The organism is Thiomicrorhabdus sediminis, from assembly GCF_005885815.1.
GTDB lineage: Bacteria > Pseudomonadota > Gammaproteobacteria > Thiomicrospirales > Thiomicrospiraceae > Thiomicrorhabdus > Thiomicrorhabdus sediminis.
Genome location: NZ_CP040602.1, coordinates 1,227,068 through 1,247,491 on the forward strand (window position 1 = coordinate 1,227,068; position 20,424 = coordinate 1,247,491).

The following is a 20,424-nucleotide window of genomic DNA, read 5'->3' on the forward strand; positions in this document are numbered from 1 at the left end:
TATTCAAGTAATGACTCAACAAGCGATCCGTCTTTTTATTACCGGTGGCACCATCGATAAAGACTACAACCCAATTAGCGGTGAACTGGGTTTCGCCAATTCGCATCTTGATCAATTGTTGACCGAGGCCAATACCACCTTGGCGATCAAACCACATCAGCTGATGTTAAAAGACAGCTTGGACATGAACGAAGACGATCGACTCATTATCAGTCAAGCTTGTCAGCAATGTGCCGAACAGCATATCGTCATTACCCATGGTACAGATACCATGACATTGACTGCCCAGAGCTTATTGCAGAATCCGCAACTGAATAATAAAACCATTGTCCTCACCGGGGCCATGCGCCCTTTTAAACTGTCAAACTCAGATGCAGCGTTTAATATCGGCAGCGCCTTAATGGCTGTACAACTTCAACCCCCAGGTGTCTATATCTGCATGAACGGCAAGGTCTTCAACGGCAATAAAGTCATTAAAGACAAGCAAGCCGGCCAATTCACCCTACCGGCTTAGTCTTATTTAATTTTCGAGGTTTTATGGCGGTCATTATCGCTTATCTAATGGTTGTACTTATTTGGACAACCACGCCGCTGGCCATCGTATGGGGCGGCGCTGACGATTGGTTTTTCGCGGTGGCCGGCCGCACTGCGCTTGGCGCTCTGCTGATTTTACTAGTCTATTACTGGTATCGTTGGCGCTCAGCAACACTCGCCTTTTCTTTTAGAGTTGAAGCCTTAAGGGTCTACTTCTTTGCCGCACTGCCAATTTTTGGCGGTATGACCATTATGTATTGGGCGGGACAATTCCTGCCTTCCGGATGGATTGCGGTGTTATTTGCGCTAACGCCGGTCACTACAGGTTTATTGGCTTATTTGCTGTTGCCGGAACAGCAATTGAGCTGGAGAAAGTGGTTGGCGATATTTATCAGTCTTGGCGGCCTGCTGATTATTTTTGTGCCCAACCTTTCATTGCATCTAGAATCATTACAGATTTACGCCATCTTGGCGGCCATCTGCTCAGTATGCCTGCATTCGCTAGGCAGCGTGTTGGTTAAGCGCTGTCATGTGCAGCTTCCGGCGCTGCATATCGTTATCGGCGCCTTATGGTTTAGTGTCTTGGGACATTTTTTGATTGCTCCGGAGACTTTGATCTCTTGGCCACAACTTAGCGATAGAGCGGCTTGGGCAATCGCTTATGCCGCATCTGTCGGCTCCGTGATCGGTTTCTTATTCTATTTTTATCTGGTTCGCCAGGTTGATGCCATGAAAGTGGCGTTAATTCCGGTACTGACTCCGGTGTCGGCGATGATGTTTGGTGTCTTGTTTAACAATGAAACCGTGAGTGTCACCATGTGGATCGGAACCGCGGTGTTCTTGACAGGACTGCTGTTATTTGAATGGCGCTTTAAACGCCGTACGTAGGCGTCTGCCAGAGAGTTTTGCACTAATAAAAACACCCTAATTAAAGGGCGTCTAGTCATAGCATCAATAATAGCGGGTATTATTGATTACCACTCCAATGCACGAAGATATTTGAACATTTCTCTTGCGGCCTTTGGTGGCTTCCCCTGCTGTTGCTCCTTAACCGCATTACGCATCCACTGTCTCAACTGCTGGCGATCGGCTTGCGGATAATGTTCCATGAATTCATGTAAAGCCGCGTCGCCCTCACCAATCAAGCGGTCGCGCCACTGCTCAAGCTTATGAAAGTGTGCATTTTGCTGCTTACGCTTGGCTTCGATTTCCGCCAGCTTTTCTTTGATTTCAACAATCAGATCTTCGTCCTGACGCAAGATTTTACCAAGATAAGCCTTTTGTCGCTTCAAAGCCGGTCCTTTATCCATGGTTTTCAGTAGCAATACCGCATCGGTAAAGGTTTTCGGCAACTGTAGCTTTTTGATTTGCGACTCGGTTAATTCGGCAATTGATTCACCTAAGTCCTGCACCGCTTTGGCCGCCTTTTTAATATCTGTGCGGCTTTCAAATTCTTCTTGCTCCCAATCGGGAACCTCTTTTTTGTGTTTTACACGGTGACGTTACGTGGTCTGACCATATTACTCTCCAATCATTTCCAGCCACTGTGCTTCACTAAGCACCGTGACACCGAGCGATTCCGCTTTACCAAGCTTGGAACCGGCTTTTTCTCCGGCAATCAGATAGTCGGTTTTCGCCGAAATGCTACCCGTTACCTTGGCACCCAATGCCTCAAGCTTTTGCTTGGCATCAGTTCTTGTTAATTGTTGTAGGCTGCCGGTTAACACCACTACCTTACCACTAAAAGCAGAGTCCTGCTGTTCGACAACTTCTGGCGTCGGCCACTCAATACCGGCGGCAAGCAAACCATCGATTACTTCCAAGTTGTGCGGTTGCATAAAAAACTCGACAATATGCTGGGCGACAATCTCGCCAATATCGGCAACCGCTAGCAGCTGCTCGATACTGGCGGCTTTAATAGCATCCAAAGTGATAAAGTGATTGGCCAGATTTTTAGCGGTAACCTCGCCTACTTCTGGAATTCCCAAAGCGAAAATAAAACGGGCTAAGGTGGTCTGCTTTGATGCTTCTATGGCAGCTACGATATTTTGCGCCGATTTGATCGCCATACGATCCAATTCGGCCAAGGTTTCAATATCGAGCTTATAAAGATCATCCGGGTGTTTAATCAAAGACAGATCAATCAATTGATCAATCAGTTTATCACCCAGACCGACGATATCCATCGCCTTACGCGAGACAAAATGCTGTAAAGCGCGCTTACGCTGAGCCGGACAGAAAAGCCCTCCAGTGCAGCGATAAACCGCCTTATCTTGCTCTTTAATGACATCCGAGCCGCATTCCGGGCAATGCTCAGGCATCACAAAACGGGTTATCTGCACTGGGCGTTGTGCCAGCACCGGTCCGACCACTTCAGGGATTACATCGCCCGCTCGGCGGACAATTACCGTATCACCAATACAGACATCCTTACGATCGATTTCATCTTGATTGTGCAGCGTGGCATTAGAGACAACCACACCACCGACAGATACCGGTTTCAAACGGGCAACCGGTGTCAAGGCGCCGGTGCGTCCGACCTGAATATCAATGCCGAGCAACTCCGTCCAGACCTCCTGCGCGGGAAATTTTCTAGCAATAGCCCAACGCGGTGCTTTGGCGGTGAAACCCAATTGAGAATACAGCGTTAAATCATTGACTTTGTAGACAATACCGTCGATCTCATAAGGTAAATCATTACGCTTGGCCAACAACTCATCGTAATAATCTGACATGCCTTTAGTGCCGGATACCACACGACTGTCCGGATTGATCGGCAACCCCCATTCGGCAAAACTTAAAATCGTTTTTTCATACTCGGAGGGCTGCTGCCAATCGTCACTGATCTCACCCCAACCATAAAGATAAAGGCTTAGATTGCGTTTCGCGGCAATTCGAGGATCAAGTTGGCGCAGGGTCCCCGCCGCCGCATTGCGAGGGTTGGCAAAAACCTTCTGCTGATTTTGCATTTGAATCTCATTCAAGGCATTAAACGTCTTTTTCGACATGAAGACTTCACCGCGCACTTCGAGCACCTGAGGCCAGCCTCTCCCCCAAAGCTTTAAAGGAACGCACCGCATGGTGCGGATATTATGAGTGACATCCTCACCGACAGTACCGTCGCCTCGAGTGGTCGCCTGAATCAGCTCGCCGTTTTCATAACGGATATTGATTGCCAAACCGTCCATTTTCGGTTCGGCAGAAAACGCCAGAGGCTGTTCATTATTCAAACGATCATTAATTCGACGGGCAAAATCTTGCAGATCATCCTGACTAAAGGCGTTATCCAGTGAGTACATAGGTACCGCATGAGTCACGCTATTGAAGTGAGCCAACGGCTTGTCACCGACACGCTGGCTTGGCGAGTCCTTGCTAACCCATTCCGGATGCAGCTTCTCAATCGTCAATAAGCGCTGGTAGAGCTCATCATAATAGGCATCGCTAGCAAGTGGCTCATCCAGCACATAATACGCATGGTTAAGCTTGGCGATTTCTTGTTTTAAATCGTCCAATAATTGCTGTTGTTGAGCTTGGCTGAGATGATCAATGGATTGCGACATAATATTTATAGACAGGAAAGTGAGCAGATAAATGGTTATTGGTTTTCATGTGTTTGCTAGCCATGTTTTATAAGTGCTTGCGCTGTAAAAAACATGGCTTGGTCGTGTAGCAATCAGGTCAAAGGCTCTGATTCATAGTCCAAGGCGGTGTCCCGCATGCTTTGGATATCGGACTCACGGATCAAATGGCGATCCATATCATAAAGGCGTCCGCCCAAACGCTGGGAAATCTTACGTGACATAAGAATCAAGTCATCCATCGCCGCGGGCGCTCTTACCGTAGTCGGTAGCTCCAAAATCATCACCACGCCTGGGGTATGATAGTTTTCCAAATTCTCTTCAGGGAAAGTACCCGGCTCAAGCATATTGGCCACGCGGATAATCGGATTACCGGTAGAATCCTTTTTAACGAAAATCGACTTATCCGATAACGTTAAGCCTACCCCTCTTAGAGCGGCATTGACATCGGTCATGCTAAATTCTTTACCGGTACTAAGAATCATAATGATAAACGCTTGCGGAGCCTTATTGGTCGCCGATACCGGCTTACGTATCTTCTGCTCAGGCGGGATGCCAAAAGAGGGTTTAACCTCTTCAGGAGCCATGGCTGCATCGATCTCGCCGTTTAGACCTGGATCATCGACAACCAAAACATGATGCTTGCCTCCGGTGGTTTGTGATGTCTCAGCGGCATATTGCACTGCATCCGGCTCATTCTCAGGCGCCTTAACGGCATCGATTTCGTTCTTTACCCTGTCTTTGTCTTTCGCATCTGCCGGTATATCAAATTCATCACCAAAAGAAAGCACACCTTGATTCTGATTAAAACGCTCTTCTTCACTTAGTGTATTTTCGGCATGAGGTATCGTTGCATCTATTGCCAACTCCTGCTGAGCTTGATTGACTGCATCTGTGACAATTTCGACGGGCTCTTCGGCAGGTGTCTTGCTGGATAACTGTTTTTTTACCAGATTTGATTGAGATTCAGCCGTGATTCTCGCATGAGTTTGCTCAGAAACTGGAGTATGTTCAGAGCCTAGATTGTGTAATGCCTCTTTGGCTTTAATCTTGTCGATTTTCGGCTCTTGATGAGTTTTTTTGACATCATCCGTTGATGGATTTCGTGACGGGGAAGCGGACGGACTGTTTTCAGAGCTTTTATTGAGAGTTTTTTTGCGGCTACGACTAAAAAAATACAAGCCAATTAAAACGACACTGGCAAAAATTAACAAAACAATTTGTAACTCATTCAGCATTGAGTAACTCCACTACACCCTGATCTATTTGTATTCTATTTCTGTGATTTTAATGAATTTGACGGTTATTACACCTACAGACTTGGTGATTAAAGACACGTTATATATGTCCAAAATACGCCTGTTTATAATTATTTTACGGCTAATTGTAACCTTTTTATTACGCATTGTGTCATCGATATTACACAAAAAAACTGCACCCAATTCGGCACAATCCTGCGCCAATTGGGTAAAGCCTAAAAATGCACGGTTTAATATCGATTATAATAGCGTTTTTGCCTTAATAATCGTTGATCAGATGCACCACAAAACCACAGTTATCCTAGGTATCGATATCGGCACCAGCGGTATTCGCGGCTGCTTGGTCGAGCGCGATCTTAACAGCAATAACGAACAAATCCTGCTGCAACACAACCAAAGTATGGCGCTGCCCGACAATGCAGACAACGACCAAAATGGCGTATCCGTTCAAGACCCTAGGATCTGGATTGAGACATTAAACCGGGTCTTGCGGCAATTATCCGTCGATTTCGATTTACAGCGCGTCGAACATCTTGTTTGCGATGCTACCTCCTCGACCGTGCTTCTGGCCGATAGCGAGCTTAAGCCGATCACCAAGGCATTGATGTACAACGATAGTCAAGCCAAGGCTGAAGCACAAAGAATTGCATCGCTATGCCAAAACCTAAATATTGAAACGGCCGCTAGCGGCGCTTCAAGCACGCTTGCAAAAGCCTTGCTGCTTATCAACAGAGCGGCATTATCGACACGCCCTTCAAAAGATGATGCAAAGTCTGTCAAAATTCTCCACCAGATTGATCTTGTGAACCATTATTTGGCCGACTTCGATTATATTAGCGATGAAAACAACGCCCTAAAGCTGGGTTATGACTCGATTGCACAAACCTGGCCGGACTGGGTTGTAAACCTTATCGAACAAGACAGCTCGAATCGATTAAGCCTACCTCAGATCGTTAGCTCAGGAACCTGTCTAGGCAGGGTGAAAACAAGTATTGCGCAGCGTTATGGTATAAACCAAAGTGCAAGGCTTTATGCCGGAACCACCGATAGCATCGCCGGTTTTTTAGCCACGGGTGCGCATAAAACCGGCGATGCGGTGAGCTCTCTTGGCTCCTCCATCGCAGTAAAGCTGGTTACCGACAAGCCGGTTTTTTCATCTCAATTTGGCCTTTATAGTCACAAGCTGAAAAGCGCCTGGCTGGTTGGTGGGGCATCCAATTGCGGGGGCTTATCGTTATTGCAATTCTATGATTTAGTTGTACTCATTAAGCTATTGGAATTAATTAAGCTATTGCACAATAAGCAAGACTATCAAAAACAAAGCGATTGTTACCCGCTGATCAAAACCGGAGAGCGCTTTCCGATTGCCGACAGCGATAAAAAAGCGGTGCTACCCGAATATATTGCAATGGCCAAAAACATTGATACAGAACGAATCGATGAGATTTTAAACGCCGCACGTAGCACTAACCATTTATCTGAACAACAACAGGCTTATATCGCTCCTCATATCGACAATATTTTGCACTTGATCAACGGATTGGTGAATATCGAGACACTATCCTATCAACGCCTCAGCGAAATGAGCGGCACGCAAGTAAATCGCCTGTTTAGCATTGGCGGCGGACTGCAAAACGAAATATGGATGGCTTTAAGAGGGTTGCATTTCAAAACCCTTCACAGCAGTTTGATGAACAATACATCAACTGATGGAAGTGCCGCCTTGGGTGTCACACGATTAATCGAATTTTAAACCGCAATCTTAACAAAGGAAAAAAAACAATGACCGTTGAACAGCTTATCAGCTTGCTGCAACAAGCCCCGCAAGAATTCAATCAAGTGATGGAGGTTATCGATACTAATTATAACTTCACGCCAACCGCTTTTAAAAATGGTGAGTTACAGAATGAAGCCAACCAAAACAACGGTTCATGTAAAGTATTTTCTTTTGCGCAGTTGCACAATCTAAGCGAACAAGCAACATTGAATGCATTCGGTAAGTTCTATAGCGTGGATGTATTGCAGCACCCCCAAAACGATGACCATCAAAACATTCGTAATTTCATTAAATTTGGCTGGCAAGGCATTGAGTTCACTGGAATTGCCTTGTCTGAAAAATAGTTTTTACGCCAAAAAAAAGCGACCCAACAGGGTCGCTTTATTATTACCGCTACTGTCGCAACCAGGTTGCCGATAACTCAAGCAAGCAGGTTAAGCAGCATGCACTTTTTTGACCAATTCAAGATCAAGGAAGCTATGACCAAACGCATCACCGGCTAGTACCTCGAATGCATCCCCCTGCTCACCCATTTGATTCAACACCAAGTCCGCCGCACTGAAATCGTCTTCTTTTGTGTAGTCATTGATCGTGATAATGGTTTTAACATTGGCCGCTGCCGATGATTGGATACCGTTTGAAGAATCTTCAAAGGCAATCGCATCATTTGCCGTCAGGTTCATCTGCTCTAAAGCCCAGATGTAAATATCCGGCGCAGGTTTTTTGGCCGGGACGATATCGCCAGCAGCGATCACTTCAAACCAATCCTCTGAACCTTGACCCAAAGTGCTTTCCAATAGTGCAGTAACATTCGCAGGTGTGGTTGTGGTAACAATCGCCATTCTCATGTCTTCTGAACGAGCCTGATTGATCAGGTTTTCAACACCGGTACGCAGTGGAATTTTACCTTCAGCCATCAATTGGGTGTAAAACTTGGTTTTTGCGGCATGCAAGCCCTTGACGAATTCATCAAAGTTATCCGGCTTTACAAAATCCGTATTAAACTTTTCCAAATAGAAACGAATACGCTCTTTACCACCAGTGACCGCTAGTAGCTCACCATAAAGCGCTTCATCCCAATTCCAGTCTAACCCGGCTTCGGCAAAAGCCATATTGAATGCTGGACGATGACCGTCCTTTTCCGTGTCAGCCAAGGTGCCATCCACATCGAATAATAACGCTTGTAAAGTCGACATAACTTTGTGTCCTTAAAATATAAAAAGTGTGCAGATTCTGCGGTAAAGCAGAAAAATATTCAAGCTTTTCACCACGAATTCTCGTTATGCAATAAATAACCTAAACTTATAGTTGGCAGTCTGACTTCGTTTTTCGGCCAAGCTTTTTACCCATAAAGCTGTGATAGAGAATTTATAGACTTTTATTTGGCTATTTTTCCTAAATTTTCCTTGGGGACACTATAGTAATTTTTACTTGTTGAAAATTGCTAAAGCTGATATAAAAGACGGTTGAGAGCTGCGAAAAACCAACAAAACATAATAACTGTCGCAGTTTAGGAGAAAAAAATGGAAAAACACGTCGACTTTATTGAAAACTATCCTGCGTATAAACCTAAAAAGGGTGAAGAGTACATGAGCCCTGAGATGTTGGCACACTTTAAAGAGAAGTTGCTTGCATGGAAGGAACAGCTTCTAGAAGAAGCCAATAGCACAGTGTCTCACCTTAAACAGGATTCTGAGACCCCTGCCGATCCAAATGACCGTGCCTCACAGGAAGAAGAGTTTGCTCTAGAGTTAAGAACTCGCGACCGTGAGCGTAAGTTGATTTCAAAAATTGAAAAATCGCTACGTGATATCGAATCCGGTGAATACGGTTATTGCAAAATGAGCGGTGAAGAAATCGGGATTGCACGCATGGAAGCTCGCCCGACAGCCACCTTGACTGTTGAAATGAAGCGTAAGCAAGAGATTCGTGAAAAACAAGGCGTTGCCTAATCCCCTTGTTCGTTAAGGGCTTATTTATTACAAACAACACAATAATCAGTTATAAATAAGCCCAAGGCTTATCAGCCGAACCCTTCTAAATATCCAAAACACGGATTTCCGATTCGTCGTTTCCATAATAAAGAGCATTGTTTTGAATACGTCATCACTTATTGACGCCCTACTCAACCCTTCGACCTATAAGCATAATGTTGAAGTTATCACCACGATTGAAACCCATATTTCAATCGTTTTTCTCACCGGTGAATTCGCTTATAAATTAAAAAAACCGGTAAACTTCGGCTTTCTTGATTTTTCAAGCTTGGCCAGCCGCAAGAAATTCTGCCAATTAGAGTTACAGCTCAACCAAAGAACCGCCCCACAACTTTATCTGGGCGTTATGGCTTTGGTAAAAAAAACAAATGACAGCAACTCCAATATCGAAATCATCGCGCTTGATCAAGCGGATGAAAACCCCACCTTGGAAGTGATTGACTATGTGGTCAAAATGCGCCAGTTCGATCCAAATGGAGTCTTAGGAAGGCTCCTTGACAAACAAGAGCTTGACGAGAATACGGTGGAACAGATTGTCAGCAAGATTGTCGGCTTGCACCAACAGGCTGAAGCGGTTGCGATGGATTCCTATCTGGGGGAACCTGAAACCCAACTGAAGCCGATGGTTGACAACTTCCCCAGCCTCAAGGATTACTGTAAGGATCCCATCACCTCGAAACAACTTAGCGAAATCGAAAGCTGGACGCATGAGCGGTTTGCCGCTTTAAAACCTGCGATTCAGTTACGCAAGCAAAATGGTTTTGTCCGTGCCTGCCATGGTGATCTGCACCTCGATAATATTACCTTATTCGAGGAAAACGGCGTTGTCGAACCGCTTTTATTCGACGGTATCGAATTTAATGACAGTTTTCGCTGGATCGATGTGATCAGCGATCTTGCCTTTTTATTAATTGATTTAGAATTCCGCGGCAAGCTCGGAACAAGCAGTCAATGCCTATCTCTCTATTTGAGTCGAACACTTGACTATAACTCTTTGCAATTGCTCAATTTTTATAGAAGTTATCGCGCCATGGTTCGTGCCAAAATCACTGGCTTGAGAGCCATGCAACTCGGTGTAGACAGTCTTGAACAGAAACAGGTATTAAACCTTGCTAAAAACTATGTTCACCAAGCCCACTGTTATACTCAGGTCAATTCACCGGTAAAATGTATTTTGCTACAAGGGATATCAGGAAGCGGCAAAAGCCATTTTGCCAACCAGATGCTAAAACAATTACCTGGCTTTGAAGCGATCGTCATCAGTTCCGACCGAATCCGCAAAACGCTGTTTGGGCTTGAACCTCATCAACGCGTCGATGACCAGCAAAAAAGCAAGCTTTACAGTGCCGAAATGAATCAAAAAACCTACCACGCTATGCTGCAATATGCGCAAACTTGCATGCAAAACGGTTTCAATGTCATTGTTGATGCCACCTTTCTCAAGCAAGCGCATCGTTATAAGTTTGTCAATTTATGCGCCAAGCTTAAACAAGAGTTTTATCTTATTTATATCAAAACCGATCGCGAACAGGCCGGTTTTGCCATTGAACAGCGCCTCCATCTTAATAACAACCCTTCTGATGCTGATGCTGTGGTGATGCAGAACCAGTTACGCTATTTACAAGAGCCGAGTGGGGCTGAAGCTTTATGGTTGCACGCCAAGCAGCTTCGACAATTTTTTCCCCAGCAGGCCGTTCAAGAATACCTCAATCTGGCCGATATAGATTAAGCTGGCATGGCTGTGCCCTAAGCGCTCATAATCGTTACATTTAAGTAAAACAGCCTGATACCAGCTAATCTAATTCACTGAGATAACACTGATACAGGTTTACAGAGATGCACCGTCGACAACAACACCCCCTATCAAATATGCCAGTTATTGCGCTCGGATGGCTATGCTGCTCTGTTTTTATTGCATTCTCAGCGCATGCCGAAACCGAAAAACCCTTAGCTCAAACCAAGTTTTTGGGTTTACCGTTACTGACCAGTTCCACCGAGGATGTACGTGAGCATTTCTGGAAGGTTGGTGGTTTTCTGCAGGCTAAAAGTACAATCAAACAACTTAATTACGATAAGTTTTTCACCTGGTCTGCCATTCGCGACAGCTATTATGTCTCCTTTGAATACAATTACGCGGGACAAATCATTAAAGCCAAACGCCTTTATCGACCGACTTCACTGGAAAACAACAATCGTCACACACCAATTAAAACCATAGATATTGCAAGAGAGCTGATAGCGGATTTGGGCAACCCGAGCTCTGTCGAGCGTAAAGGCTGGGGCGGCAGCTTAACTTATCGCAGCTATCGCTGGGAAGATGAAACCATGCGGGTCATCGTTGATCGTGAAGGCAGTGAAAGTCTTGGCAATATCTTTGTCGAATACCAGATCAAGAGCCATGACAGATTTGCGGTTGAACAAAATGATGCAACAGGCAATAATATATAGAAAGGCGATTGCCCAATCGTCACTAAACACCCATTAAAGGAGGCTTTATGGATATCAAAAGCCCATCTTTCAATGCCAGCAGCATTGCACAAAATGCATTTAAACAAGATGAGAAAGCCTTAACGGCTTATAGTGACCATATCAATGCTTCACTTAAGCAGCAAAACGCTATTGCTAAAGGGGAGTATCTTCCCGAAGCCCGGCTCAACTATCAGAACTACCTCGAAGCAGAGCCGGTTCCGGGCGTCGAGCAGAACCTATTGGGTATTCACATGACTGAAAAACATATGTTAAGCCTGCTGAAGGTCATCGAGACCGAAAAGCAGACTTTTGAACAATCCATGGGCAAGATTTTTGACGGCTGGGCTTAACCCGATTGTTAACCTCCAAGATCGACTCCACCCCATAAATCAACCTGTTAGTGGCAGCCACCGTGAATACCGCGTTTTTGAAAGTACTGCTGGTGATAATCTTCTGCCGCCCAGAAATCGGCCATCGGCTCTAGAGTCGTGACTATAGGGTTACTAAAGTTCGCTTGAGCCTGCTTCATCACCTCTTCAGCGAGAGACTTCTCTTCATCATTGGCATAAAAAATCACCGAACGGTACTGAGTACCGATATCAGGTCCTTGTCTATTCAGTGTTGTCGGATTATGCATGCTGAAAAACAGTTCAAGCAGCTGACGACGACTGATTTCGTTATTATCGAATTCAAGCCAAACCACTTCTGCATGATTGGTATCACCACGACAAACACTATCGTAATTCGGTGATTCGGTATCGCCACCGGCATAGCCTACCAAGGTTTTTTCTATGCCGTGAATATTATCAAAACGATACTGGACACCCCAAAAACAACCGGCGCCAACCATCATGGTTTCTGTACTCATTAAATATCCCCTAAAAAATTTAAATATAACCAAGCAAAATATATTGTTCTCACCGTAGATTAACTCATCATCAAGACTACAGTTTTTTTATGAAATTCTGCATAGCGGACCAGGCTTCAGGCAAATGAATAAAGCTGTGGTCCCCGCCACTATATACGATAGTCTGATGGCGCGTAAATAGTTCATTTTGATAAATCTGCAAAGCGTAATCAACATCAATGACTTCATCATCTTTATCGACCAACAACAAGCTTGGCAAACCACAATCCATCTCATTGATTTCAAATTCACTCAAGGCATTGATATAGCAATCATTTATCTCCACGAACTCTTTTGTTACGGGATTTTGATAACGCCCTAAATGTTGATTAAAAAGCTGTACTACATTAAATGCCGGATTAATCATAATATAGGGCAACCGATATTTATGGGCAAAATAACGCGCATAAAAGGCCCCCATCGAAGATCCGATTAAAATCACATTTTGTGTACTTTGCAACACCTCGGCAATGACCTCGTCAAGTTGTTTTGCACTGAGTTGCGGGCTCGAAATCTGGTAACTGGGAGTTAACAATTCGGTTAAGCGAGCAGAGCTTGCTGTCAAACCATTCTGGTCAGCGCTGGACTGTTCGACTTTATGTTTGAACCACTGCCCTTTGGCACTCATGGCACTGCTTAAAAATCCATGGAGATAGATGCCTGTGAAGCCGGTCATTCTGGTAGAATCCTTTGTATGATAAAAAAACCGAAAATCCTCAATAAAACACCTAATTTAACGGTTTTGCACGCCGCTAAACAATATGGTTTAAGTGAGTTTCAAGCACAATTGGTGGCGAACCGAACCGACTCCGTCGAGCAGCTCGATAAAATTTTGTTTCCGCAATTAAAGCATATCCAGCACCCTGGCGCGTTAAAAAATATTGACCAAGCCGCCGACATTATCGCCAAGGCGATTCAAGGCAACGGATTTATTGTTCTCGCCACCGACTACGATACCGATGGCGTGACTTCTGCATGGGTGGCAAATCAGGCGTTGCAAAATTATTTTGGCGTTGATAAATCACGTATTCAACACATAATCAGTGAGCGTCAGACCGGTTACGGCATTACCGACGAGGTGGTGCAACGTATTTTAAATCTTGACGGTCAGATTGACCTGGTCATCTCGGCCGACCAAGGCTCAAGTGATGAACCCCGTATTCAGCAACTCAAACAGCATGGTATCAAGGTCTGCGTCACGGATCATCACCAGATTCCAATAGATGGCCCGCCTGCCAGCGCGGCTTGTATCATCAACCCGCAACAAGCCGGCTGCCAATACGACAAGACCGTTGCCGGTTGTTTCGTGATTTTTTTGGTTATGACTCAGGTTCGCCAACGCCTGATTGAACACGGATGGATAGATAAGGAGACACCAAGCTTAAAGAATCTGGCACTAAATGTCGCGCTCGGCACAGTGGCCGATAGCGTGAGCTTAAAAAGCCCAAACAACCGCGCCATTGTTAAAGCCGGCTTACAGCTGATTAATAACTTTCACAGCCCTGCCTGGCAAGCGATGCGCCAACTGAACGATAACCAGGGGCAAGCATTCGATGCCGAGTTTTTAGGGTTTCAAGTCGCCACTCGCATCAACGCCGCCAGTCGTGTCAGCGACGTCAATACCGCATTGAAATTTTTACAGGCCGAAACAATCGATGAAGCCGCCCTCTATCTTGAGCAACTTGATAGCGACAACCTTAATCGCCGTGAACAGCAAGAGGTCATGCTGAAACAGGCACAACTTCAAGCGCAGCAAAACTACAAAGACTCCAGTTACTCGATCAGCTTAAAGCTGACCGGCAATCCCGGCATCCAGGGCATTATCGCCTCACGCATCGGTGAGCAGTATGGCTTGCCTACGGTTGCCATGACCGATTTGCAGGACGGCTTTCTTGCCGGTAGTGCACGCGGAATAGTTGCCGATGTCGATTTAAGGCAAGCTTTTCAGTGGATGTCGGAACAAAATAACGAGCTATTTACCTCCATGGGTGGCCATAAAGGCGCTGCCGGCTGCATGATACCGATCGAACAATTTGGCAGTTTTCAAAGCTTATTTGAACAAGCGATACAAAACCAACTTGGCGATGAAGCCCCTGCCCCGACCATTGAAACCGATGGTGAACTGGCGGATTGGCAGCTGGTACCGCAACTGATTGATGAAATCAGTCAACTTGAGCCGTTTGGACGAGAGTGGCCCAAACCGATTTTTAGCGGACGCTTTAAACTGTTACAGCAACGCTGGGTGGGGCAGACGCAAACCCATTTAAGCTGTAAACTGCAGAGCATTGGCGGTACCATTCTGCAAGCCATTTATTTCAATGCACGCCAGGACGACAGCGAACAGTTGGATATTACGACAGGTCAATGGGTGCAGTGCGCCTATGAGCCTAACCTCAATCGTTTCGCCGGGAGAACCAGCTTGCAGCTACGCTTAACCACTTTATTAAGTGCATAAAAAAGCCCGAACACTAAAGCAGTGTTCGGGCTCTACTCAATTTAGTCACAAACCCGAGTTGATTTTATTCAATAAAACCTAAAATCTCGGCTTCGATATCGGCTTTATCGATAATCGCTTTCTGAGTGATCGGCTTATTGAACAGATCGGCAATCATTTGCGGCATCACTACATTGGCTTTTTCGACAATAACTTGCAATGCTTCAAGGTCGGTTTCATACTTTGTATCGGTCAAAGCATAAGCGACAATTGTAGAGAATTTCGTCCATTCTGCCGTCGAATAAGCGATGGTCTTCAATGACTTATTTTTTCGACAAGTATCATAAGCCTTGAAACAGGTCGCTGTGTGCGGGCACATTAGATAACCGACATCGAATGCCGACTTGATATAGTCGATACCCTCTTCATCTGAACAGAAGTCTGCAGCGAAAACCTGCTGCAACTGCGCCAATTCAGCGTCGCTTAGCTGATAGAACTTTTCTTCATCAAGTTGTAGCATCAACTCCTTAGTGCGCTGCGCACCAAACATATCGAACAGGATACGCTCAACATTCGATGACTTCAGAATATCCATTGCCGGCGATGTGGTTTGAATGACTTGCGCATCACGAATATCATAAATACCGGTATTGATAAAGCGCGTTAATACATTATTGGCATTCGATGCGATATGGATCTGCTCGACAGGCAAGCCCATTTTCATTGCATAGTAACCCCCTAAGGCGTTACCGAAGTTTCCGCTTGGTACATTCAAATAAACCTTGTCACCAATATTGATCGCACCCTGCTTAGCCAACTGTAGATAGCTGTAGATGTGATATATGATCTGGAAAATAATACGACCGAAATTCACCGAGTTTGCTGCAGATAAGGAGATATTGTGCTGCTTTAAACTCTGGTTAAACGAATCAGAAGTCAATAGTCGTTTCAGCGCGGATTGGGCGTCATCGAAATCACCATGAATACCGATAACCTTGAGGTTGCTCGCATCCTCAGTCACCATCTGCAGACGCTGCACATCAGAAGTACCACCGTCCGGATACATACAAGCAACCTGAACATTATCACGATTCTTGAAGGTTTCCAGCGCCGCCGGGCCTGTATCACCACTGGTTGCCGCCAAAATCAGGTACTTTTCATTACGCGCCTGAGCAACCGATGACAAAACCAAACCAAAAGGCTGAAGCGCCATATCCTTAAATGCACGTGTGGGTCCGTGATACAGCTCACTGACAAAAAGATCGTCATAAACCTTCTCAACGGGTACCGGGTTTGTCGGGTCATCAAACTTGTCATAGAGGTTTAACGCCTCATCGATAACGGACTCATCGATATCGACATTACACATACCCAACAATGTTTTCGCTAACGCCTTATAGCTTGAATCTTGATGCTGGCGCAGAAAATCCAAATCGAAACTCGGTAAAGCTTGCGGTGAATAAATACCACCAAAAGAAGACATTGGACTCAGAATAGCCTGAGAAAAAGTAATTGATTGCGGTCTTTGACCATCATTACCGCGAGTTTCAATAAATTTCATAATAAACCTTACAAATCCCAAATATATGCGCTATCGGCATAGTCGTTTGATTTAAATCGAATAATAGCGCGAATTATACAGAATTCACCGTGAAATTGCGCTATTTGAAGCATTTACAACGCCGATCAAGTTGTTTACATCACAAAAACAGAGTCGTTATCTAATGCATTTTATGCAATGACTTTTTCATTCGCCAAAAACGTTTCAGATGCGTGCTTTGACAGTGATAACGGTACTGCGCGCCGATATCAAGCAAAACCTCTTTAATCTGACCGGACTTAAGTGCCTGTAACAAAGGCGCAAACCAATCCTTTTCAAGCTGCTGCAGCAGTGCAACCCATTCTAATAACTGCAAGCCATCCAATTGGCTTGACATTTGATCGAAAACAAAAAAGTGCTCATTTGCCTGACTGGATTTGTGCCAATTCTGAAAATTCAGCGGCACAGCATTAAATTCACTTTGACAGATTTTCGCCATACCTTTAAAAAAACTTTGTTGAGCATAAACCGCGGCATTGCTGCGTAACTTAACCTGAGTTGTATCGAGTTGACCTTGACCCCAGACCCAAATGCTATTAATTTCCGCCATACCCTGTAAACGACGCTGCTCATTGACCGGGTGGTTAAAAAACAGCATTTGCGTTTCATTGATCAATTGACGCCAATATTGTGCGGCGCTGCCTTGCGGATAAAACTCATTGATTGGTTTGAAAGCGACATGATCAATCACAGTAGTCTGCAAACGAATCGCTTGCGGCATGGCAAGATACCAATGCGTATCATCCCCTAATAACAGGCGGATACCATCCTCGGCAAAGTGCTCATTAAAGCTGGTGACCAAAGCTGAAGATTCCTGACGAGTCACAGCCAATTCGCTATTTGGAATCAACACCAAACTATCCCGGTCGGGAATCATTTGTACCGGATCAACACAAAGCCAGTATTGACTCGCTTCAGCACTATCCAACCTACTAATCACATCATCACCAAGCGCACGGCACACGGCTATGGGCAAGCTTTCGGCTTGGTGAAACAGATAACTGGCTTGCTCATAAAAATCTTGCGGTTTGACCGGAAATTTATCGGCGCGCGCTAATAATGTCTGCAAAGCAGGAAGCCGCAACTTTTTTAACTCTTCCTCGGCTTCGGCAATGCGCTGCGGATGCAGTAAATCCGGCATCCATAAAGTCAATACATCACGCTGCTGCACAATATTATCCCTTAGTTTTATTATAAAACGCTCATAAAAAAACCGGGTAAGCCCCGGCTTTTATCGCCTGTCCAGCCTGTAAAATCAGGCAAGCTTTGCTGGCAAGAAATTAGCCCAAATCTTCAACTCGAATACGAGTGATTTCGCCATCGATCTCATCTAACGAAGACAAAGCTTGTAGCGCTTGATTCATCATAGATTCTTTGACACGACTGGTAGTCATTACCAAATTCGCCTCTTCCGGCTTACCTTCACTCGGTTCTTGGTGCATATGCTCGACACTGATGTCGTATTCAGCCAAAATCGCACTGATCTTCGCCAATACACCTGCATGATCCTTAGCGTAGCAACGCAGATAGTAACCGACTTCAACCTCATCAATCGAAACCACCGGAGCCGATTCTAATTTGTCTTGAGCAAAAGCCAATGCCGGCACCTGATCGGCCTGCGGCTGATTCTTCCAGCGGATCACATCGATAATATCGGCAACCACCGCACTCGCTGTAGGCCCTGCACCGGCACCAGGACCATAATACATGGTTGGCCCGACATGATTACCTTTTGCCATGACTGCATTCATTACGCCATTAACATTGGCAAGCAAAACATTCTTAGGCACCAATGTCGGGTGAACACGCAGTGAATAACCGTTTTCGGCACGACTTGCGACACCCAAGTGCTTGATCTCATAACCCAATAGGCTGGCATAACGAATATCGTCTGCGGTGACCTTACTGATCCCTTCGGTATAAACCTTATTGAACTGCAACTCGATACCAAAGGCGATAGAAGCCAGAATCGTCAACTTATGTGCCGCATCGATGCCTTCAACATCAAATGTCGGGTCGGCTTCGGCATAACCCAGCTCCTGAGCCACTTTTAAAACCTGTGCAAAATCCGCACCCGGTTTTTTCATTTCAGTCAGGATATAGTTACCGGTACCGTTGATAATCCCGGCAATCCATTCGATCTTATTGGCGGCCAAACCTTCACGAACCGCCTTGATAACCGGGATACCACCCGCGACAGCGGCTTCGTAACCGATCAACACGCCTTTTTCTTTGGCTTTATTAAATAGCGCATTACCATGCTCGGCAATCAATGCTTTGTTGGCAGTGACAATGTGTTTGCCGTTTTCAATTGCGGTTTCCAGCAAGGTTTTTGCAAGCGTTGTACCGCCCATCAACTCAACAACGATATCGACATCAGGGTGATTGACCACCTCGGCAGTATTATCAGTAATGGTAATGCCTGTCGTGTCTACCGGACGTGCACGATTAATATCACGCACTGCAATAATCACCACTTCAATATTTTGCCCAAGACGACGAGAAATTTCGTCCATAGTGTTTTGCAAAATAGAAACTGTGCCGCCGCCAACAGTACCTAATCCTAATAAGCCTACCTTAACTGTGTTCATTAACTGCTTTTCCTAAACCTTTGTTTTTAAAATAAATCAATCTTGTTTGATTAAACCGTCTTTGCGGAACATATCGCGGATACCACGAATCGCCTGACGGGTACGATGTTCATTCTCAATCAGACCGAAACGGACATGATCATCACCATAATCACCAAAACCGATACCTGGGGAAACCGCTACCTTAGCTTCGGTTAAAAGTTTTTTAGAGAATTCCAAAGAGCCCAAGTGACGGTATTCTTGCGGAATCGGCGCCCAGACAAACATAGTCGCTTTCGGCGGTTCAACCGGCCAACCGATAGAGTTTAAACCGTTACATAAAACGTCACGACGAACCTTATACATATCGGAGATTTCCTGTACGCACTCTTGTGGCCCTTCCAGTGCCGCAATCGCCGCAACCTGAATAGGCGTAAAGGTTCCATAGTCCAAATAAGACTTCATGCGCTTAAGCGCGTTAACCAAAGTTGGGTTACCGACCATAAAGCCAACACGCCAACCCGGCATATTGTAACTTTTTGATAAGGTATAGAATTCAACCGCGATATCCTTGGCACCTTCTACCTGCATAATCGAAGGCGCCTTATAGCCGTCAAAAACGATATCGGCATAAGCCAGATCGTGGATAACCCAGATTCCATGCTCTTTGGCGATAGCCACCACCTTTTCGAAAAATTCCAAATCAACGGTCTGGGTCGTCGGGTTACCCGGGAAGTTCAATACCAGCATTTTTGGCTTCGGCCAAGAATCCTTGATCGCCTTTTCCAACTCTTCAAAAAAGTCGACATCCGGTGTCATGCGCACGTGACGAATATCGGCACCGGCAATAACGAAGCCATAAGGGTGGATTGGATATGCCGGATTAGGTACCAGTACGGTATCGCCCTTATCCACGGTTGCCAGAGCCAAATGCGCCAAACCTTCTTTGGAGCCGATAGTGACTACCGCTTCGCTGTCTGGGTCCAAATCGACATCGAACTTGTTTTTATACCAGTTACAGATCGCTTTACGTAAACGAGGAATACCCTGAGATACGGAGTAACGGTGTGTCCCTTCACGCTGAACTACTTCGATAAGTTTATCGACAATATGTTTCGGTGTATCCTGATCTGGATTCCCCATCCCAAAATCAATAATGTCTTCCCCACGACGACGGGCCTCGGCCTTTAGTTCACCAACAATATTAAATACATAGGGAGGAAGTCTTTTAATTCTTTGAAAATCGTCAGCCACGAAATTATGCCTTCTAAAATAGAGGATCGAAAACGAGTCCAGGGTTAT

Annotated in this window: 19 protein-coding genes; 9 read left to right on the top strand and 10 right to left on the bottom strand. The window is 45.3% G+C overall.

Annotated features, from left to right (window positions below):
• Positions 1–10: 10 nt before the first annotated feature.
• Both FE785_RS05640 and FE785_RS05645 read left to right on the top strand, forming a co-directional pair.
• Complete coding sequence (locus tag FE785_RS05640; protein ID WP_138564821.1) at positions 11–514, top strand: asparaginase domain-containing protein; 504 nt, start codon at positions 11–13, stop codon at positions 512–514.
• A 23-nt stretch (positions 515–537) separates the two neighbouring features.
• Positions 538–1,422, top strand: a complete 885-nt coding sequence (locus FE785_RS05645; RefSeq protein WP_138564822.1) for a DMT family transporter — start codon at positions 538–540, stop codon at positions 1,420–1,422.
• Positions 1,423–1,508: 86 nt separating this feature from the next.
• Here FE785_RS05645 and yjgA read toward each other — a convergent pair whose 3' ends face one another.
• The 3 genes from yjgA to FE785_RS05660 all read right to left on the bottom strand — a co-directional run bounded on the left by yjgA (position 1,509) and on the right by FE785_RS05660 (position 5,350).
• The gene (gene yjgA, locus FE785_RS05650) at positions 1,509–1,946 is read right to left on the bottom strand and encodes a ribosome biogenesis factor YjgA (RefSeq protein ID WP_238696217.1); all 438 of its coding nucleotides are present in this window, start codon (positions 1,944–1,946) and stop codon (positions 1,509–1,511) included.
• A 108-nt stretch (positions 1,947–2,054) separates the two neighbouring features.
• Entirely contained in the window at positions 2,055–4,094 is a 2,040-nt protein-coding gene (ligA, locus tag FE785_RS05655) for an NAD-dependent DNA ligase LigA (RefSeq protein WP_138564823.1), read from the bottom strand.
• A gap of 113 nt (positions 4,095–4,207) precedes the next feature.
• Positions 4,208–5,350 carry a cell division protein ZipA C-terminal FtsZ-binding domain-containing protein gene (locus tag FE785_RS05660; RefSeq protein ID WP_138564824.1) on the bottom strand — a complete coding sequence of 381 codons (1,143 nt, stop codon included), beginning with the start codon at positions 5,348–5,350 and terminating at the stop codon, positions 4,208–4,210.
• Between the two features lie 298 nt (positions 5,351–5,648).
• On the opposite strand from FE785_RS05660, the gene FE785_RS05665 reads away from it, so the two are divergent.
• Complete coding sequence (locus FE785_RS05665) at positions 5,649–7,124, top strand: FGGY-family carbohydrate kinase (RefSeq protein ID WP_168188919.1); 1,476 nt, start codon at positions 5,649–5,651, stop codon at positions 7,122–7,124.
• A 29-nt stretch (positions 7,125–7,153) separates the two neighbouring features.
• On the top strand, positions 7,154–7,492 hold the full coding sequence (locus FE785_RS05670) for a HopJ type III effector protein (RefSeq protein WP_138564826.1): 339 nt from the start codon (positions 7,154–7,156) through the stop codon (positions 7,490–7,492).
• 90 nt (positions 7,493–7,582) lie between these two features.
• On the opposite strand, the gene FE785_RS05675 is transcribed toward FE785_RS05670, so the two are convergent.
• Positions 7,583–8,344: an HAD family hydrolase gene (locus tag FE785_RS05675; RefSeq protein ID WP_138564827.1), complete on the bottom strand. Its 762-nt coding sequence runs from the start codon at positions 8,342–8,344 to the stop codon at positions 7,583–7,585.
• 327 nt (positions 8,345–8,671) lie between these two features.
• Here FE785_RS05675 and dksA point away from each other — a divergent pair, with 327 nt between their 5' ends.
• From dksA to FE785_RS05695, 4 genes are all read left to right on the top strand, one after another.
• Entirely contained in the window at positions 8,672–9,100 is a 429-nt protein-coding gene (dksA, locus tag FE785_RS05680) for an RNA polymerase-binding protein DksA (protein WP_138564828.1), read from the top strand.
• A gap of 142 nt (positions 9,101–9,242) precedes the next feature.
• Positions 9,243–10,871: a bifunctional aminoglycoside phosphotransferase/ATP-binding protein gene (locus FE785_RS05685; protein ID WP_138564829.1), complete on the top strand. Its 1,629-nt coding sequence runs from the start codon at positions 9,243–9,245 to the stop codon at positions 10,869–10,871.
• A 107-nt stretch (positions 10,872–10,978) separates the two neighbouring features.
• On the top strand, positions 10,979–11,590 hold the full coding sequence (locus FE785_RS05690) for a hypothetical protein (protein WP_138564830.1): 612 nt from the start codon (positions 10,979–10,981) through the stop codon (positions 11,588–11,590).
• A 47-nt stretch (positions 11,591–11,637) separates the two neighbouring features.
• Complete coding sequence (locus FE785_RS05695; protein WP_138564831.1) at positions 11,638–11,961, top strand: hypothetical protein; 324 nt, start codon at positions 11,638–11,640, stop codon at positions 11,959–11,961.
• Positions 11,962–12,008: 47 nt separating this feature from the next.
• Here the strand turns inward: FE785_RS05695 and msrA are convergent, their stop codons facing one another.
• Together msrA and FE785_RS05705 are read right to left on the bottom strand one after the other, a co-directional pair.
• Positions 12,009–12,479, bottom strand: coding sequence for a peptide-methionine (S)-S-oxide reductase MsrA (gene msrA / locus FE785_RS05700; protein ID WP_138564832.1), 471 nt, complete (start codon positions 12,477–12,479; stop codon positions 12,009–12,011).
• A 76-nt stretch (positions 12,480–12,555) separates the two neighbouring features.
• Positions 12,556–13,194: a YqiA/YcfP family alpha/beta fold hydrolase gene (locus FE785_RS05705; protein WP_138564833.1), complete on the bottom strand. Its 639-nt coding sequence runs from the start codon at positions 13,192–13,194 to the stop codon at positions 12,556–12,558.
• Between the two features lie 18 nt (positions 13,195–13,212).
• Here FE785_RS05705 and FE785_RS05710 point away from each other — a divergent pair, with 18 nt between their 5' ends.
• Positions 13,213–14,973, top strand: coding sequence for a single-stranded-DNA-specific exonuclease RecJ (locus FE785_RS05710; protein WP_138564834.1), 1,761 nt, complete (start codon positions 13,213–13,215; stop codon positions 14,971–14,973).
• A 64-nt stretch (positions 14,974–15,037) separates the two neighbouring features.
• On the opposite strand, the gene thrC is transcribed toward FE785_RS05710, so the two are convergent.
• The 4 genes from thrC to alaC all read right to left on the bottom strand — a co-directional run bounded on the left by thrC (position 15,038) and on the right by alaC (position 20,376).
• Complete coding sequence (gene thrC, locus FE785_RS05715) at positions 15,038–16,513, bottom strand: threonine synthase (RefSeq protein WP_138564835.1); 1,476 nt, start codon at positions 16,511–16,513, stop codon at positions 15,038–15,040.
• Positions 16,514–16,673: 160 nt separating this feature from the next.
• Positions 16,674–17,723, bottom strand: coding sequence for a hypothetical protein (locus FE785_RS05720; RefSeq protein ID WP_138564836.1), 1,050 nt, complete (start codon positions 17,721–17,723; stop codon positions 16,674–16,676).
• A gap of 109 nt (positions 17,724–17,832) precedes the next feature.
• The gene (locus tag FE785_RS05725) at positions 17,833–19,143 is read right to left on the bottom strand and encodes a homoserine dehydrogenase (protein WP_138564837.1); all 1,311 of its coding nucleotides are present in this window, start codon (positions 19,141–19,143) and stop codon (positions 17,833–17,835) included.
• Between the two features lie 36 nt (positions 19,144–19,179).
• Positions 19,180–20,376 carry an alanine transaminase gene (gene alaC / locus FE785_RS05730; protein WP_138564838.1) on the bottom strand — a complete coding sequence of 399 codons (1,197 nt, stop codon included), beginning with the start codon at positions 20,374–20,376 and terminating at the stop codon, positions 19,180–19,182.
• Between the last annotated feature and the right edge of the window lie 48 nt (positions 20,377–20,424).